This is a genomic window from Pseudomonas sp. LBUM1643 (assembly GCF_059716215.1).
Genome location: NZ_CP166813.1, coordinates 4,743,046 through 4,758,834, shown reverse-complemented (window position 1 = coordinate 4,758,834; position 15,789 = coordinate 4,743,046). Strand labels below are relative to the sequence as shown.

The 15,789-nt window shown below is 57.6% G+C and carries 16 protein-coding genes; 6 read left to right on the top strand and 10 right to left on the bottom strand.

Annotated elements, in window-relative coordinates:
* Positions 1-137: 137 nt before the first annotated feature.
* Positions 138-1,100 carry a zinc-binding dehydrogenase gene (locus tag ACA063_RS21330; protein ID WP_497663274.1) on the top strand — a complete coding sequence of 321 codons (963 nt, stop codon included), beginning with the start codon at positions 138-140 and terminating at the stop codon, positions 1,098-1,100.
* A gap of 109 nt (positions 1,101-1,209) precedes the next feature.
* Here ACA063_RS21330 and ACA063_RS21325 read toward each other — a convergent pair whose 3' ends face one another.
* The 6 genes from ACA063_RS21325 to ACA063_RS21300 form a co-directional block, all read right to left on the bottom strand.
* On the bottom strand, positions 1,210-1,863 hold the full coding sequence (locus tag ACA063_RS21325; RefSeq protein ID WP_497663273.1) for an HAD family hydrolase: 654 nt from the start codon (positions 1,861-1,863) through the stop codon (positions 1,210-1,212).
* A gap of 34 nt (positions 1,864-1,897) precedes the next feature.
* The gene (locus ACA063_RS21320) at positions 1,898-2,902 is read right to left on the bottom strand and encodes an ABC transporter ATP-binding protein (protein ID WP_497663272.1); all 1,005 of its coding nucleotides are present in this window, start codon (positions 2,900-2,902) and stop codon (positions 1,898-1,900) included.
* Complete coding sequence (locus tag ACA063_RS21315; RefSeq protein WP_497663271.1) at positions 2,899-3,699, bottom strand: ABC transporter permease; 801 nt, start codon at positions 3,697-3,699, stop codon at positions 2,899-2,901. Before ACA063_RS21315 ends, ACA063_RS21320 begins: the two co-directional genes overlap by 4 nt.
* A complete protein-coding gene (locus ACA063_RS21310) occupies positions 3,686-4,522 on the bottom strand; it encodes an ABC transporter permease (protein WP_497666562.1) in 837 nt (278 codons plus the stop codon). The genes ACA063_RS21315 and ACA063_RS21310 overlap by 14 nt, the downstream gene beginning before the upstream one ends.
* A gap of 5 nt (positions 4,523-4,527) precedes the next feature.
* Positions 4,528-5,334 carry an alkaline phosphatase family protein gene (locus ACA063_RS21305; RefSeq protein ID WP_497663270.1) on the bottom strand — a complete coding sequence of 269 codons (807 nt, stop codon included), beginning with the start codon at positions 5,332-5,334 and terminating at the stop codon, positions 4,528-4,530.
* A 143-nt stretch (positions 5,335-5,477) separates the two neighbouring features.
* Positions 5,478-6,542, bottom strand: a complete 1,065-nt coding sequence (locus ACA063_RS21300) for an ABC transporter substrate-binding protein (RefSeq protein ID WP_497663269.1) — start codon at positions 6,540-6,542, stop codon at positions 5,478-5,480.
* Positions 6,543-6,890: 348 nt separating this feature from the next.
* Here ACA063_RS21300 and ACA063_RS21295 point away from each other — a divergent pair, with 348 nt between their 5' ends.
* Positions 6,891-7,604, top strand: coding sequence for a UTRA domain-containing protein (locus ACA063_RS21295; RefSeq protein WP_497663268.1), 714 nt, complete (start codon positions 6,891-6,893; stop codon positions 7,602-7,604).
* A gap of 38 nt (positions 7,605-7,642) precedes the next feature.
* On the opposite strand, the gene ACA063_RS21290 is transcribed toward ACA063_RS21295, so the two are convergent.
* Complete coding sequence (locus ACA063_RS21290; RefSeq protein ID WP_497663267.1) at positions 7,643-8,410, bottom strand: DODA-type extradiol aromatic ring-opening family dioxygenase; 768 nt, start codon at positions 8,408-8,410, stop codon at positions 7,643-7,645.
* A 102-nt stretch (positions 8,411-8,512) separates the two neighbouring features.
* On the opposite strand from ACA063_RS21290, the gene ACA063_RS21285 reads away from it, so the two are divergent.
* Positions 8,513-9,169 (top strand): thiopurine S-methyltransferase, encoded by a 657-nt coding sequence (locus ACA063_RS21285; protein ID WP_497663266.1) that lies wholly within the window; start codon positions 8,513-8,515, stop codon positions 9,167-9,169.
* Between the two features lie 87 nt (positions 9,170-9,256).
* Here the strand turns inward: ACA063_RS21285 and htpX are convergent, their stop codons facing one another.
* Together htpX and ACA063_RS21275 are read right to left on the bottom strand one after the other, a co-directional pair.
* A complete protein-coding gene (gene htpX / locus ACA063_RS21280; RefSeq protein ID WP_162436348.1) occupies positions 9,257-10,144 on the bottom strand; it encodes a protease HtpX in 888 nt (295 codons plus the stop codon).
* A 316-nt stretch (positions 10,145-10,460) separates the two neighbouring features.
* Positions 10,461-11,672 carry a pyridoxal phosphate-dependent aminotransferase gene (locus tag ACA063_RS21275; protein WP_162436440.1) on the bottom strand — a complete coding sequence of 404 codons (1,212 nt, stop codon included), beginning with the start codon at positions 11,670-11,672 and terminating at the stop codon, positions 10,461-10,463.
* A 226-nt stretch (positions 11,673-11,898) separates the two neighbouring features.
* Here ACA063_RS21275 and msrB point away from each other — a divergent pair, with 226 nt between their 5' ends.
* From msrB to ACA063_RS21260, 3 genes are all read left to right on the top strand, one after another.
* Positions 11,899-12,294, top strand: a complete 396-nt coding sequence (gene msrB / locus ACA063_RS21270; RefSeq protein WP_490146279.1) for a peptide-methionine (R)-S-oxide reductase MsrB — start codon at positions 11,899-11,901, stop codon at positions 12,292-12,294.
* A 184-nt stretch (positions 12,295-12,478) separates the two neighbouring features.
* A complete protein-coding gene (locus ACA063_RS21265) occupies positions 12,479-12,964 on the top strand; it encodes a glutathione peroxidase (protein ID WP_497663265.1) in 486 nt (161 codons plus the stop codon).
* Positions 12,961-13,422: a MarR family winged helix-turn-helix transcriptional regulator gene (locus tag ACA063_RS21260; RefSeq protein ID WP_497663264.1), complete on the top strand. Its 462-nt coding sequence runs from the start codon at positions 12,961-12,963 to the stop codon at positions 13,420-13,422. Before ACA063_RS21265 ends, ACA063_RS21260 begins: the two co-directional genes overlap by 4 nt.
* Here ACA063_RS21260 and ACA063_RS21255 read toward each other — a convergent pair.
* On the bottom strand, positions 13,406-15,727 hold the full coding sequence (locus ACA063_RS21255; RefSeq protein ID WP_497663263.1) for a hybrid sensor histidine kinase/response regulator: 2,322 nt from the start codon (positions 15,725-15,727) through the stop codon (positions 13,406-13,408). The two genes, ACA063_RS21260 and ACA063_RS21255, sit on opposite strands and share 17 nt — an antisense overlap.
* Positions 15,728-15,789 lie beyond the last annotated feature (62 nt).

Here is a 15,789-nt window from a genome sequence, read left to right as displayed (position 1 = left end):
GATTCGACGCGGGGACAATTGATCACGCATATTAGGCCGTCTTTGAAGTCGCCGGTTCCACAAAGGGCCGGTCACATAATGCAAGAAAGCCCGGCGCTACAGCTACGGGCTCAGTCCAGACTCACTATGGAGGCACTGTGAAAGCATTGCAAGGCGTTGAAGGTCAAGTGGAGTGGGCGCATGAGCCGAGTCCTACGTGTGATGTAGGACAAGTTCGCATCCGAGTGGCGGCAGCGGGCCTCAATCGCGCCGATTTGTTGCAGAAGGCGGGCCTGTATCCGCCACCACCGGGAGCCAGCCAGGTGTTGGGTCTGGAGTGTTCCGGAGTGATCAGCGAGGTAGGCCCGGGCTCGTCCTGGCAAGTGGGAGATCGCGTTTGCGCCTTACTGGCCGGGGGTGGCATGGCCGAGGAGGTGGTAGTCGACGGACGGCATGTGCTGTCGGTGCCTGAAGGTCTGTCCCTGGTCGAAGCCGCAGCGCTGCCCGAAGTCTATGCGACCGTTTGGCTGAATTTGTTTCAGCTGGCCGGGCTAAAACCGGGTGAGAAAGTTCTGCTGCACGCCGGAGCAAGTGGAATCGGTTCAGCCGCTATTCAGCTTTGCAAGGCGTTTGGTAATCCATGTTGGGTCAGCGTCGGTTCTGCCGAGCGTTTGGCTTACTGCGAAGCGCTGGGTGCCCAGGGCGGCGTCGTGCGCACGGGGGATCTGGACAGCTTGAATGACCTGGGGCCGTTCGACGTGATTCTTGATCCTGTCGGGGGCAACTACGCCGCGCTGAACCTCAAGCTGCTGGCCCGCGACGGCCGTTGGGTGCTTATCGGCTTGATGGGTGGCCGCGAGGCGAAGCTTGATCTGGCGCAGGTGCTGGCCAAGCGCGTGCAATTACTGGGTTCGACCTTGCGTGCCCGGGACGATCAGTTCAAGGCTGATCTGTTCAGTGATCTCAGCCAGCATGTCTGGCCGCTATTTGCCGAAGGTCGGTTGAGCCCGCAGCTGGCGAAGACGTTCAAGATCAAGGATGCCGAAGCGGCGTTTGCCGAATTGGCGACCAATAAGGTGGCGGGGAAGCTGGTGCTGGTCATTGACGAAAATCTGGCCTGACACAACTGGATCTGTAGGAGCATAGCTTGCTCGCGATGCACGATAACCCGGTCTGTCAAATAGACCGCGTCGTCACTATCGCGAGCAAGCTTTGCTCCTGCAAGGGCAGTTACTTCCAGATATGGATTGGCCAGCTCGCCTTCTGGGCATGTTCAAGCAGAACCGGATCCGGATTCACAACGTGTGGGAAATCTACCTTCAGCAGCAACGGCAAATCGTTGCGTGAGTCCGAATAGAAACTCGCGCCTTCGAGGTTTTCCTCCTCAGCATCCAGCCATTCCAACAAACGCGTGATTTTGCCTTCGCGGTAGGTCAGGGTGCCGACGGTATGGCCGCTGTACACCCCGTGCACCACTTCCAGCTCGATGCCAAGTATCTCGTCGATGCCCAGGCGATCGGCAATCGGTCTGACCAGGTGCGTGCCCGAGGCCGAGATCACCAGAATCCGGTCGCCAGCCTTGCGATGGGCAGCGATGGTTTTGGTCGCGTCACTGAAGATGATCGGCTCGATAAAGTCTTCCACCCACGGCCCGACCAAATGATCGACCTCTTCAGGTGTGCGCCCGATCATGGGTTCCAGGCTGAAGGTCATGTAGTCCTCCATCCGTAATTTTCCGTGACTGTAGGCGTCCATCAGTTCGTTGTTCTGACGCATGAACGACTCGGGGTCGACCCATCCCAAGCGGCCCATTTGCTCGCTCCAGAGGGTGGCGCAGTCGCCATGGATCAGGGTTTCGTCCAGATCAAAAATTGCCAGGGCCATCAGTGCAGTTCTCTCTTCAACGTCAGCAAAGGCATCAGGCTACCTCACACAAGGCCGTCGGATCGATGGAAAGCGCCAGGCGCTGACCGTCGGGATGCAGATCGGCCGCCGAGCGGTTCAGCACATCGACCACCAGTTCCACGCCCCGGGCTTCAACCCGGTAGCGAATCACGTTACCCAACAGGCTATGGCTTCGCACCTGCGCATCGAGCTCGCCGTTGAGGCTCAGCTCGATGGCTTCCGGGCGAATCGCGATGCGTCCGGTCACCGGCCGTTGCAGCAGCTTCGAAGCGCTGTCGGCATCCAGCAGGTTGTAGTTGCCGATGAAGCCGGCGGCGAAGGCATCGACCGGGGCGGTATACAGCGTTTCGGCGTCGCCGCTTTGTACGATTTTTCCCTGATTCATCAGGAAAATGCGGTCAGACATTGTCAGTGCTTCTTCCTGATCGTGTGTGACAAAAATGGTGGTCAAGCCGAGCTCACGCTGAATCTGACGGATCTGTTCGCGCAGGTGTTTGCGAATCCGCGCATCCAGGGCTGATAACGGTTCATCCAGCAACAACAGGCGTGGCCGTGTAACGAGGGACCGGGCGAGGGCGACACGCTGGCACTGTCCGCCGGACAGCTGATGCGGATAGCGCGCGGCGAAGTCGTTGAGCTCCACCAGCTTGAGCACTTCGGCCACCCGCTTGTGGCTGTCATCGGAATTGACTTTCTGCATGCGCAAACCGAACGCCACGTTTTGCTCGACGGTCATGTTCGGAAACAGTGCATAACTCTGGAACACCATGCCGATCCCGCGCTTTTGCGGGCTCAACGGCACAAGATCCTGACCATCGAGGAAAATCTTGCCGCCATCGACCGAGGTCAGTCCCGCAATGCAGCGCAGCAACGTGGACTTGCCGCAGCCGGAAGGGCCGAGGAGGGTGACGAATTCACCTTTGTTGATCTCGCAGTTGATGTCGCTGAACACTGGGGGGCCGGCTTGCTTTAAGGAGGAGTAGCTTTTCTGAAGATGTTGGACGCTCACATAGCTCATTCGCTTTTGTCCCTGTTCAAAATGTTGGCCGCCCAGGTCAGAACCAGCACGAAGAAAAAGTAGGAAATTACCAGCGCACTGGTGAAGTGGCCGCTGCTGTTGCGCATGTTGTTCAGGTAAACCTGCAGGGTTTCATAGCGGGTGCCGACGAGAATGTTGGCAAACACGAACTCACCGAACAGGAATGAGAACGACAGCAGAAGCGCCACCATCAGGCCTTTACGCAAATTCGGCAGCACCACCAGAAACGCGGCTTGCCATGTACTGGCGCCCAGCAGTTGGGCCGCGTCCATCAAGTCGCGCAGATTGATCGCTTGCAGGTTGTTGGTGATCGCGCGGTACATGAAAGGCAATGCCACGGTGAAGTAACAGCCAATCAGGATCCACGGCGTACCGACCATGGCGAACGGTCCGGAACCGTAGAGCTGCAACAGCCCCACCGAGGACACCACGGGCGGCACCGCAAAGGGCAGCAGGATCAGAATGTTCATTAGCGCGTCGAGCTTCGGGAAGTGGTAATGCACCACGAACAGCAGCGGCAGAATCAGTACCACCGACAGGATCAAAGCTCCGACGCACACCAGCAGCGACTGCCCGAACGCATGCAGGAATCGTGGGTCGCTCCACAGTTGCACATACCATTTGAATGTGAAACCGCTGGGCAAAATAGTTGCCGACCAACTGCTGGCGATCGAGTAGATCAGCGTTCCGAGTAGCGGCAGCAGCAGAATGGCGAACAACAGGTACACCACGACGCGGTGATAGACACCGACGGGCCCCAATTCAGCGCGAGACATGGTAGCTCCTCTTCAACAGCAGCTGATGCACGATGGTCACCAGGGTCATCAACGCGACGAGCACCACGGCCAACGCACTGGCCATGTTCGGATCGAGGGAAATGTCGCCGGAAACCATTGCTGCGATGCGGATCGGCAGAACGTTGAAGTTGCCGGTCGTCAGTGCATACACCGTGGCGTAGGCGCCGAGCGCGTTAGCCAACAGGATTACGAAGGTGCCGAGTAGCGCGGGGGTCAGCACTGGCAAACCGATGTGGCGCCAGAATTGCCAGCCGCTGGCGCCGAGCAGCGCGGCGGATTCTCGCCAGTCTTCGCGCAGGGCATCAAAGGCCGGGTAAAGCAGCAGCACTCCCAGAGGAATCTGAAAGTAGGTGTAGAGGATGATCAGCCCGGTTTTCGAGTACAGGTTGAAGTCCTGAATGATCCCGGCCTGTTTAAGCATGATGGTGAAGCTGCCGTTGAAGCCGAGCAGGATGATAAAAGCAAAGGCCAGGGGGACGCCGGCGAAGTTGCTGGTCATGTTGGCAAAGGCATTCACGAAGTTGCGCAGTTTCGAATCGACCCGGCGCAGGGAATAGGCGCCGAGCACCGCGATGATGATGCCGAATACGCTGGACCAGAAACTGATTTCGAGGCTGTACTGGATCGCTTGTAAATAAAACTTCGAATTGAAGATTTTTGTGAAGTTGGCCAGGCCCCAACCGAACTCTTCCGACTGCAGGCTGTTGATCATCACCCAGAACAGCGGCGCGATCTGAAAGACGATAAAGAACAAGGCGAAGGGGATAAGGCACAACGCTGCCAACCATTTGCCGCGGGTCATGGCGTTCACTTGAGCAGCTCCCGGCAAACAGGTTTGTCGTGGGCTACGCCGAGCAGTTCGCAAACAGTGCCGCAGATGTCCGTCTGTTTAGGCGTGGCGCCAGCATTCAGACTGAAGGCGTCACCGAGGACGAACAGTGGCACTTCACGCTCTTCCGGCAGCAGGCCATTGTGGGAGCGGTCGTTGTTCATGCCGTGGTCGGCGGTCACCAGCACCTGGTAATCGGCATCGAGCCAGCCTTGCAGGTAATCAGCCAGGATGATGTCGGCAGAGCGAGCGCTGTTTCGGTATTGCGGCGTGTCGAGGCCGTGCTTGTGCCCGGCGTCATCAATGTTCATGGGGTGCACCAGGAGGAAGTTTGGCGCATGACGCAGGCGCAGGTTTTCGGCGTCGGCGAACAGGTGCGAATCCGGATAATGATCGCTCCAGTAGAAGTGACCATGCTGGATCGGCAGATCGGCGTCGTCAGTGTGGCGGTCCCGTTCGGCCACGAAGGGCGAGCGGTTATAGAGCTCGCTGACCCAGTGATACGCCGCGGCAGCGGTTTTAAGACCCGCGTCGGTGGCGTAGTGATAGATGCTGCGCTGATTGGACAGGCGTGAAACGTTGTTGTGGACGATGCCACTGTCGATCGGGGGAACGCCGGTCAGGATGCATTCGTATAGTGGTCGGGACAGGGCCGGCAATTCGCACTCCAGTTTGTAGAGCGCTGCGCGTCCTGCGCCGACATAAGCCTGCAGATGCCCCATCGCATGACGTGCGACTTCATAGTTGAGGCCGTCAAGCACGACAAGGATGACGTTGTGCTTCATAGGGGGCGAAGCTCCTGTGGGTTCGTCGAAAAGCTGTAGGAGCAAGGCTTGCCCGCGATGGAATCACCTCGGTCATCAAACAGACCGGGTTGCAGTCCGAGTTGGCTGCATCGCGAGCAAGCTCTGCTCCTACAGATGCAGGATTACTGCATATTGATAATGACTTCTTCCTGCCACTTCTGCGGCAAGCCTTTGGAGGTCTTCTCCCAGGCATCCGCGTCCTTGATTGGTGTCACACCTTTGTACTGCTCGTTTGGCAGCAGCTTGGCCTTGACGTCGTCAGGCAGTTTCACGTGCTCGGCGCGAATCGGGCGGGCGTTACCCCGTGCCAGGTTGATCTGGCCGGCATCGCTGAAGATGTATTCGCGGGTCAGCTTGGCGGCGTTCGGATTCTTGGCGTACTTGTTGATGATGGTGGTGTAGCCGGAAATTACCGAGCCATCCGACGGAATCAACACGATGTAGTCATCCGGGTTGGCCATCTTGGCCTTGTAGCTCAAGCCGTTGAAATCCCAGACCACGCCCACTTCGATTTCACCCTTTTCCATGGTGGCAATCGTCGGGTTGGCCATCGACAAACGACCTTGCTTGGCGATGTCCGAGAACAGCAACAGGGCAGGCTGGATATTTTTTTCATCACCACCATTGGCCAGTGCTGCAGCCAGAACACCGTTGGCAGCCTGAGCAGCGGTACTCACGTCACCGATGGATACTTTGTATTTGCCCGTCTTGAGGTCAGCCCACTTGGTCGGTGCCTCAGAGCCATGCAGCAGCTTCTTGTTGACGATAAAAGCAATGGTGCCGGTGTAGGCCAATGCCCAGTTACCGTCCTTGTCCTTGGCCCAATCCGGAACCTGATCCCAGGTACTTGGCTTGTAGGGTTGCACTACCCCTTGCTTCACGGCGATAGGGCCGAAGGCGGCACCGACGTCGCCGATATCCGCGCTGGCGTTATCTTTTTCAGCGGCGAACTTGGCGATTTCCTGCGCCGAGCTCATGTCCGTGTCGATGTGTTTCAGGCCATAGGTCTTGGCCAGGTCTTCCCAGGTCCCTTTCCAGTTGGCCCAGTCGTCGGGCATGCCCACGCTATTGACCGCACCTTCCGCTTTCGCTGCGGCTTCCAGGGTTTTCAAATCATCAGCTGCCATGGCAGCGGTGCACATGGCAATGGTCGAGCCTAACAGTGATGCCAGGAAAAGCTTTTTCATCCGAAGCTCCTTTGGGCGTTATCAACGCTGCGATTGCGGTTGTGTTGGTCTAGGTCAGCAATACCTGAGCCAATCTAGGCGTCCTGGATGACATTTTGATGTCGACGAGCCAGCGGCCTGACTGGGGTGCGAAGTAATGCTCGGTGTGCGAGATAAGCGTAGACCATGGCTAAAGGGCTGATATGAAAGGACTTGGCCATGATATTGCACATAGCAGATTTAACCGTTCGGCGGCTTTGTCATCTGCCAGTCATCTGCAGTGCCTAGGCTTGTCAGGAAAATAATGAGCCGATTTGATCGTGGTTCTGCCCCGAGACAGTGCTGGTCTAGTCCAGATAGGTAACGTTGATGCGCATCGAGACAACCAAAGCGGTGACAGCCATCGGCCAGGTTCTTCAGGATCAGCTCGATCATGGGTTGCTGGTGCAAGGCAGCAAATTACCGGCCGAGCGCAAGCTCAGTGAGCTGTTCGGGACCACGCGGATAACTGTGCGTGAAGCGTTGTTGCAGCTGGAGGCTCAAGGCCAGATCTATCGCGAAGAGCGCCGGGGCTGGTTCGTCTCGCCTCCGCGGCTGGCCTATAACCTGATGCAGCGCAGTCATTTTCACGCGATGGTCAGTGCCCAGGGGCGAGTGCCGTCAACCGAAGTAATTTCTGCAAGGCTGCAGCCGGCCTCTGCGGCGGTCTGTGCCTGGTTACAGTTGCCGGCGTTGTCGAGCGTGATTCAGATCTGCCGGGCGCGACGAATTGATGAGCGTCTGGTGCTGTATGTCGAACATTATTTGAACCCCCGGTTTTTTCCGGGGATTCTTGATTTCGATCTGAACCAGTCAATCACTGAGCTCTATGCGCGGCATTACGACTTGCACTACGGCCGGGTACGTTTCGAGATCGTGCCGACAGCGTTGTCGGTGGATGCGGCGGCAGCCTTGCGGGTGTCGGTGGGAAGTCCGGGATTGCGCATTGCCAGGGTCAACTATGACCAGCATGGGCGGCTGATCGATTGCGACCTGGAGTTCTGGCGGCATGACGCGATTCATGTTGGCGTCGATGTGGTTTGAGTGGAATGGGGCAGCCTCCTTGCTGCGTCCTTCAAGTCTTACCCGAAGCGATAAATGTCCATGCCCAGGGCGCCCAGGGTGAAACCTTTATGGCTCACGCTGAAGTCGCCGCCCGCGCCGCGGGCGAAGTACAGCGGTAACAAATGTTCATCACTCGGATGGTTGCGCGCAGCATTTGGCGCTTGCTGGCGATAGTCGAGCAGCGCAGCTTCATCGTTCGCCTCGAGCCTCTCGATCATCCAGTCACGAAACGCCCTGGCCCACGGCTCGACACTGTCCGGACCTGCGTGCCAGTCCAGCTCACGCAAGTTATGCGTGATGCTGCCTGATCCAATCAGCAGCACGCCATGATCGCGCAGGCTGGAGAGGGCGTGACCGACTCGGGTTTGCAGGGCGGGGCCGCCGCGGGTGGGTAACGAGACCTGGACCACCGGAATATCCGCCTGTGGGTACATCAACGACAGTGGTACCCAGACACCATGGTCGAATGGCCGTTCAGCATCGATGCGTGCGGGGAGGTCATGGGACACCAGTAATCGGGCGACCTCTTGCGCCAGTTGCGGATCCCCGGGCGCCGGGTATTGCACTTCGAACAAGGCCTTGGGGAAGCCGCCGAAGTCATGCCAGGTCTCAGGCTGAGCAGCGCCACCCACCAGCAACTCGTTGCTTTCCCAGTGCGCCGAAACAATCACGATGGCTTTTGGCCTTGGTATCTCAGCGGCAAGCCGCGCCAGGGCCGGGCCGCTAGCGCCTGGTTCCAACGCCAACATGGGAGAACCATGGGATATATAGAGGCTGGGGAACATGGATGAGCTCCTGAGAGTTAAGATGGGCCATCTTCAGTCAGATCATCGATCTAAATCTAATATAAGTTTTAGGGTCTTTTGATCGAATAATCAGGATTATTTATGCAGCCGGATTTTTGGCACAAGCGGTGGCAGTCGAATCAGATCGGCTTCCATTTGCCGGAAGTTAATCCCTATCTGCAACGGTTCTGGCCACAGCTGGGTGTGGAAGAAGGCGCGCGCGTGCTGGTGCCGTTGTGTGGGAAAAGTCTGGACTTGTTGTGGCTTGCTCACCAAGGTCATGAAGTCCTCGGTATCGAACTGTCGGAAAAAGCCGTAGAGGATTTCTTCGACGAGCATCATTTCGATCCGAACGTCAGTGAGCAGGGGCCGTTCAAAGTCTATCGCGCAGGCTCGATAGAGCTGTGGTGTGGTGATTTCTTCGAGCTGACCGCAGGCGATGTTGCCGATTGCACCGCGCTGTACGACCGAGCTGCCTTGATTGCCTTGCCGCCGCCGATGCGTCAGCAATACGCTGCGCACCTGAACCGGATTTTGCCGAAGGATTCCATGGGCCTGTTGATCTCTCTGGATTACGATCAGGCACAAATGGACGGACCGCCGTTTGCTGTACTGGATGATGAAGTGCGGCAGTTGTTCGGGAATTTCTGGGCGCTGAAGATTCTGGAAGACCAGGACGTGCTGAGCGAGAGCGGAAAGTTTCTGGAGGCAGGTGTTACACGGCTTGAAGAGCGTGTTTACAGGATTTCCAGCCGTTAGGATGTGAACAACACACCTATCAGCCAGACAAAAAAAGGCCCGCATCGCTGCGGGCCTTTTCTTTTATTGCGAGTATTGCGATGCCTTTCAGCCCCGACGACGCAATGCGTCGATACGCTCTTCCAGCGGCGGGTGGCTCATGAACATGCGAGCGAACCCTTGTTTGATGCCACCGTTGATGCCGAAGGCGTTCAGTGTGTCCGGCATGTGCACCGGCAACCCTTGCTCGGCACGCAGACGCTGCAGGGCACCAATCATCGCGGCGGTACCGGCCAGGCGGGCACCGGCTTCATCGGCACGGAATTCGCGTTTGCGCGAGAACCACATGACGATGGAGCTGGCCAGAATACCCAGGACCAGTTCAGCAAAGATGGTCGCGATGTAGTAGGCAATGCCCTGGCCTTCTTCGTTCTTGAAAATCACTTTGTCGACGAAGTTGCCGATGATCCGTGCAAAGAACATCACGAAGGTGTTTACCACGCCCTGGATCAGCGCCAGCGTGACCATGTCACCGTTGGCCACGTGACCGATTTCGTGGGCCAGCACGGCTTTGACTTCATCGGGCGAAAAACGCTCGAGCAAACCCTGGCTGACGGCGACCAGTGCGTCGTTCTTGTTCCAGCCAGTGGCAAAGGCGTTTGCCTCGTAAGCCGGGAAAATACCGACTTCGGGCATCTTGATGCCGGCTTCGCGGGACAGTTGCTCAACGGTTTGCAGCAGCCATTGCTCGTGACGTGTGCGCGGCTGGGTGATGATTTGGGTGCTGGTGCTCATCTTCGCCATCCACTTGGAGATGAACAGCGAGAACAACGAGCCGGCGAAACCAAAGACCGCACAGAATATCAGCAGCTGATTGAGGTTGAGATCAACCCCATTGGCCGCCATGAACCCGTTAAAGCCGAAAAGGCTCAGGGTGATGCTGGCAATCAGCACGACCGCCAGGTTAGTGGCCAAGAACAGCAGGATGCGCATCATGGTTGTAGAAATCTCCTCAAGCTAAAGATGTAGCGTACTGCGGGGTATATAAGGTGCTGCACCGGGCTATTCAACCGGGTGACTATTTCAAACTGTGTCCTACAGCAAAAGAGTAGCTGCTTGAAGGACATTTCCGAGGACGACAGGGGAAGTGGTTGTCCGTCATTTTGCATGTCGCGGCCCCGTCGTTATTAGACGCGAGCCCGAAATCGGACGTCAGTCAGCGAAGTAGATACCGGTGCAGGGCGGGAAGCAAAGATATGTTGCTGAATTCATCACCGTGCGATCTCGACCAGCATCGCACGGTGAAGGCCAGTTACTGGCGATAAGACTTGAGGAAGTTGCCGATACGGCCGATGGCCATGTCCAGGTCGTCAACTCGCGGCAGTGTCACCACGCGGAAATGGTCAGGCCACGGCCAATTGAACGCTGTGCCTTGAACCACCAGAAGCTTTTCCGACAGCAGCAGGTCGAGGACGAATTTTTCGTCGTTATGGATCGGGCAGACTTTCGGGTCGATCCGCGGAAACGCATACAGTGCGCCCATCGGCTTGACGCAGCTGACGCCCGGGATGTCGTTGAGCAGCTCCCAAGTACGATTGCGCTGTTCCAGAAGACGTCCTTGCGGCAATACCAGGTCGTTGATGCTCTGATAACCACCGAGGGCCGTCTGGATCGCATGTTGGCTCGGCACGTTGGCGCACAGGCGCATGTTGGCCAGCATGTCGATGCCTTCGATGTAGCTCTGGGCGTGTTGTTTCGGACCCGAAATGGCGATCCAGCCAGAACGGAAGCCGGCCACCCGGTAGGATTTGGACAAGCCGTTGAAGGTAAGGCACAGCAGGTCTGGCGCCAGGGACGCGGTGCAGATGTGCACGGCATCGTCGTACAGGATCTTGTCGTAGATCTCGTCGGAAAAAACCACCAGGTTGTGCTGGCGAGCCAGCTCCAGCATCCCCAGCAACACTTCCCTGGAGTACACCGCACCCGTCGGGTTGTTCGGGTTGATGATCACAAGCGCCTTTGTGTTTGGCGTGATCTTGGCCTTGATGTCAGCCAGATCCGGCCACCAGTTGGCTTGCTCGTCACACAGGTAATGCACCGGGTTACCACCGGAGAGGCTCACCGCAGCGGTCCAGAGTGGGTAATCCGGAGCTGGCACCAGCACTTCGTCGCCGTTGTTCAGCAGCGCCTGCATCGACATGACGATCAGTTCAGAGACGCCGTTACCCAGATAGATGTCTTCGATACCGACGCCTTCCACCTGCTTTTGCTGGTAGTACTGCATGACGGCCTTGCGCGCGCTGAACAGCCCTTTGGAATCACTGTAGCCCTGGGCGGTCGGCAGATTGCGGATCACGTCCTGAAGGATTTCATCCGGCGCCTCGAAACCAAATGGCGCCGGGTTGCCAATGTTCAGCTTGAGGATGCGATGGCCTTCCTCTTCCAGGCGTTTGGCGTGCTTGAGCACTGGGCCGCGAATGTCATAGCAGACGTTGGCGAGCTTGTTCGATTTGCTGACCTGCATGGCGATGTGTTCCCGAAAATGAACGATCCAGGCGGCTTGTGAACTACCGTACTGGGAATCCTGCGTATTCACACAGGCCTGACGCCTTGAGATGCAGCACCCATAAATCCGTTTGAATGCGCGTGGCCTGGCTGCCAGACTGGCGTTTGACGAGGCGCAATCATACGTGCCGCCCGATCCGTGGAAAAGGTACAGATCGGGCTTTTTCAGCTGCTGAGGTGTGACAATGGAAAAGTTGGAAAAAACCCTGGAAGAATGGAAGGCGATGCTCGACCCGGAGCAGTACAACGTTTGCCGTCTCAAGGGCACCGAACGTCCGTTTTCCGGCAAGTACAATGACAGCAAGGTAGACGGTGTCTATCACTGCATCTGCTGCAATGAGCCGCTGTTCGATTCGAAGACCAAATTCGACTCGGGTTGCGGCTGGCCGAGCTTTTACGCGCCCATCGGTGACAGCGCCATGGTCGAGATCCGCGATGTCAGCCACGGCATGATCCGCACCGAAGTGGTGTGCGGCAAATGCGATGCGCACCTGGGCCATGTGTTTCCGGATGGTCCGCCGCCGACCGGTTTGCGTTATTGCATCAATTCGGTGTGCCTGGACCTGGTTCCCCGGGAATAGCAGCGATTCCTCCCCGTAGGAGCGAAGCTTGCTCGCGATAGCGATCTTGAGAACGCTATCGCGAGCAAGCTTTGCTCCTACGGGGCGTTGGCGCGCCTCAATGGGGTAGATTGATTTATTAAATTGCATGCAATTCAATTGCAAACTATCTTTATCGTTCTTCCCGCCATTCAGAGCGAAAACCATGACCGACAACCTGCTGAACATCCCTTGCACCACCATTACCGGTGAGCAAAAGACCCTGGCAGACTTCGCCGGCAAGGCAGTGCTGGTCGTCAACACGGCCAGCAAGTGCGGCTTCACTCCTCAGTACAAAGGTCTTGAGGAGCTGTGGCAGACCTACAAGGACCAGGGCCTGGTCGTGCTCGGTTTTCCCTGCAACCAGTTCGGCAAGCAGGAACCGGGCAATGAAGGGGCAATTTCCGAGTTCTGTGAGTTGAATTTCGGTGTCAGCTTTCCACTGTTCAAGAAGATCGAAGTCAACGGCGCAGGCGCCCATCCGTTGTTCGTGCAGCTGAAAAAACGCGCACCCGGCGTGCTGGGGTCCCAAGGCATCAAATGGAATTTCACCAAGTTCCTGATCGGCAAGGACGGCCAGTTGGTCAAGCGCTTCGCGCCCGCGACCAAGCCGCAGGACCTGAGCCGCGAGATTGAAGCCTTGCTCAAATGAGTACACTGCCGGTCGATTTCCTGAAGCTCGACAGCCAGGTCTGTTTCAAGCTGTATGCCGCGTCCCGGGCAGTGATCCGTGCCTACAAGCCGATGCTCGATCAGTTGGGGCTGACCTATCCGCAATACCTGGCGATGCTGGTGCTGTGGGAATGGCAGGAAAAAGCGCCCGAGCAGCCGACCGTCAAGGCGTTGGGCGAACGCCTGGCCCTTGATTCCGGCACGTTGACACCGTTGCTCAAGCGTCTTGAGCAGCTGGAACTGGTTCAGCGTCAGCGTTCATCGCGCGATGAGCGTGAGGTGCACCTGAGTTTGTCTCCAGCAGGCAAGGCGTTGCGTGAACAGGTCGGGCCGCTGAAGGCCCGGCTGCTTTGCGACAGCGGTGTGGACCTGGATCGCCTGCATGATCTGCGCAATGGCCTTGATCACCTGTTGGGGCAAATCAAGGCGTTGTCGTAGCAGGCATCCACAGGTCCAGAAGCGCGGCCAGTTCTTCACGGCGAAAAGGTTTGGCCAGGTAATCGCTCATGCCCGCCGCACGACAGCGCTCGCGTTCTTCGGACATGGCATTGGCGGTCAGGGCGACAATCGGCAATTGCGGCCAACGCCCGCTACGACGAATTTGCCGACTGGCCTCATACCCATCCATGACCGGCATGTTGCAATCCATCAACACCAGATCGAAATCGCGCTGCTCCAGCTGATCAAGGGCTTCAGCGCCATGAGCGGCGACGATGACCTCGCAACCGAGTTTTACCAGCATGCCCTTGGCCACCAACTGATTGACCGGATTGTCCTCTACCAACAGAACGCGCCCGCGTCGCTGGGGTGTGAGTGCTTCAAGCCGGGCATCGTTAAGGGTGTTGATTTCTGGTTGCAACACCCGACGCAACGTCTGAAACAGTGCATTACGCGCCAATGGCCGCGCTTGTTGCTGCAAGGGGGCGAGGGCGCTGACTTCTTCGATCGGCATGAAACTGCCGTAAGCCGTCACCAGCAGGATGGGTGCCGTGCAGGTGGGGCGCAGGACAAACAGGCATTCGGGGCAATCAGTGATTACTACATCTGGGTTCAGCCCCATGAGTGAGTCGTCGATTGAACGCTGTTGATACTCGAGTCCCCAGACGGGCAGTATATTTTCGAGCAATTCGGCCAGACCACTGCTGGCAGCGGTAATGGCGATTACCTTTCCCAGCAAGGCGGCCGGCGGCAGTGCGCGGGTATGGCAAGGCAGCGGCAGGTCCGCGCAGAACTGGCTGCCAAAACCCGCTTCCGAACTGATGGTGAGGCGACCTTGCATCGCCTCGCAAAGGTTATACGTCAGCGCCAGACCCAGTCCGGTACCGCCGAATTGCCGGGTAATGCCGGCGCCGGCCTGGGTGAAAGGCTGGAAGATCTTCACCTGTGCGTCCTGGGGGATACCTATACCGGTGTCGCAGACTTCGATTCTGACGCCGTTCTGAAAGGTCGACAGGCGGACATCGACACGGCCGAAACGGGTGAACTTGAGCGCATTCGACAGCAGGTTGCTGACGATTTGCCGGACCCGGGTCGGATCACCGAGTACCAACGCTGGAAAGTGCGGATCAATCAGACACGTCAGTTCCACGCTCGGTGCGGCATTCTGGGACAGCAGGTTGGCGGTGTCTTCGATCAGCGTGCCCAAGTCGAACGGGATGTGTTCGAGTTCCAGCTGACCCGCGTCAAACTTCGACAGATCCAGAATATCGTTGAGCAACTCCACCAGCACTTTGCCTGAGTCGTGGGCGATCGACAGTTGTTGCTGTTGCTCGGCATTGAGCGGGCCATCCAGGGACAACGCAATCATCCCCAGCAGGCCATTGAGCGGCGTGCGGATTTCGTGGCTCATGTTGGCCAGGAACACTGAGCGGGCTTCGGCCATGTCCAGTGCGGTGCGACGCGCGACTTCCAGTTCCTCGTTGGACTGGCTCAGTCGTGCGTTGATCGCCTTGAGCTCTGCAGTGCGAGCCGAGACGATGTTTTCCAGTTGAGCGAGGTAGTCGGTCAGGCGGTTTTCGGCGCTGCGGCGTTGCTCGATTTCGGTCGCGATGTTCTCAAACTGCTGGTTGGCCACTTTGACCAGCACACCAATTTCATCGTTTTTATGCCCTGACGGATACTCCAGCCAGGTCGGTTCCACACTCCGTGGATCACGGCCACTGAGTTCGCGGATCACCCGCACCAGCGGTTTGGTGAGCATGACGTAGAACAGCGCCAGCAAGATGCCGGTCAGGAGGAGACTGCGGGCGAAGCCGTTCAACAACGTCACTTCGGCCCGGCGCAAAAAACGGCTGCCGAAAGCGTACGTGTCGACGTCCAGGCGCAGAATTCCGAGGGATTCGGCCGGTAAATGGTCCAGGTACAAGCGGTCTTCAAATTGTCGCTCGGCACCAAACAGCGTGTCGCTGAGTACCCGATAACTGCTTTGCAGCCCCGGCCGCTTGACGTTGGCCAGCACTGTGCCGTTGTTGTCGGTCAGTCGCGCGCCGATAATCGCGGGCGAGCGCAGCAGGCCCAGTGTCAGTTCTTGCGCGAGTTCCGCATCGATGTTGTAGGCGATGCGCGAAGCGGGGTTATGACTGATTTCCAGTAAAGTCTGGATTTCACGGTTGATGGAGGCGTCTTCGCTGGCATAATCGATGCCTATTTGCAGCAGGCTGAGCAGCGTACCCAGAATGAAACCCACCAGCACAGTAAGCTTGGCTTGCTTGTATGACAGCCGGTTGGTGAATTTGATATCCATGGGGTGTTGAACCACTTTCGTTTCCCTTCGCCGCTCTAGCATAGCCGACTATGCATGGATGC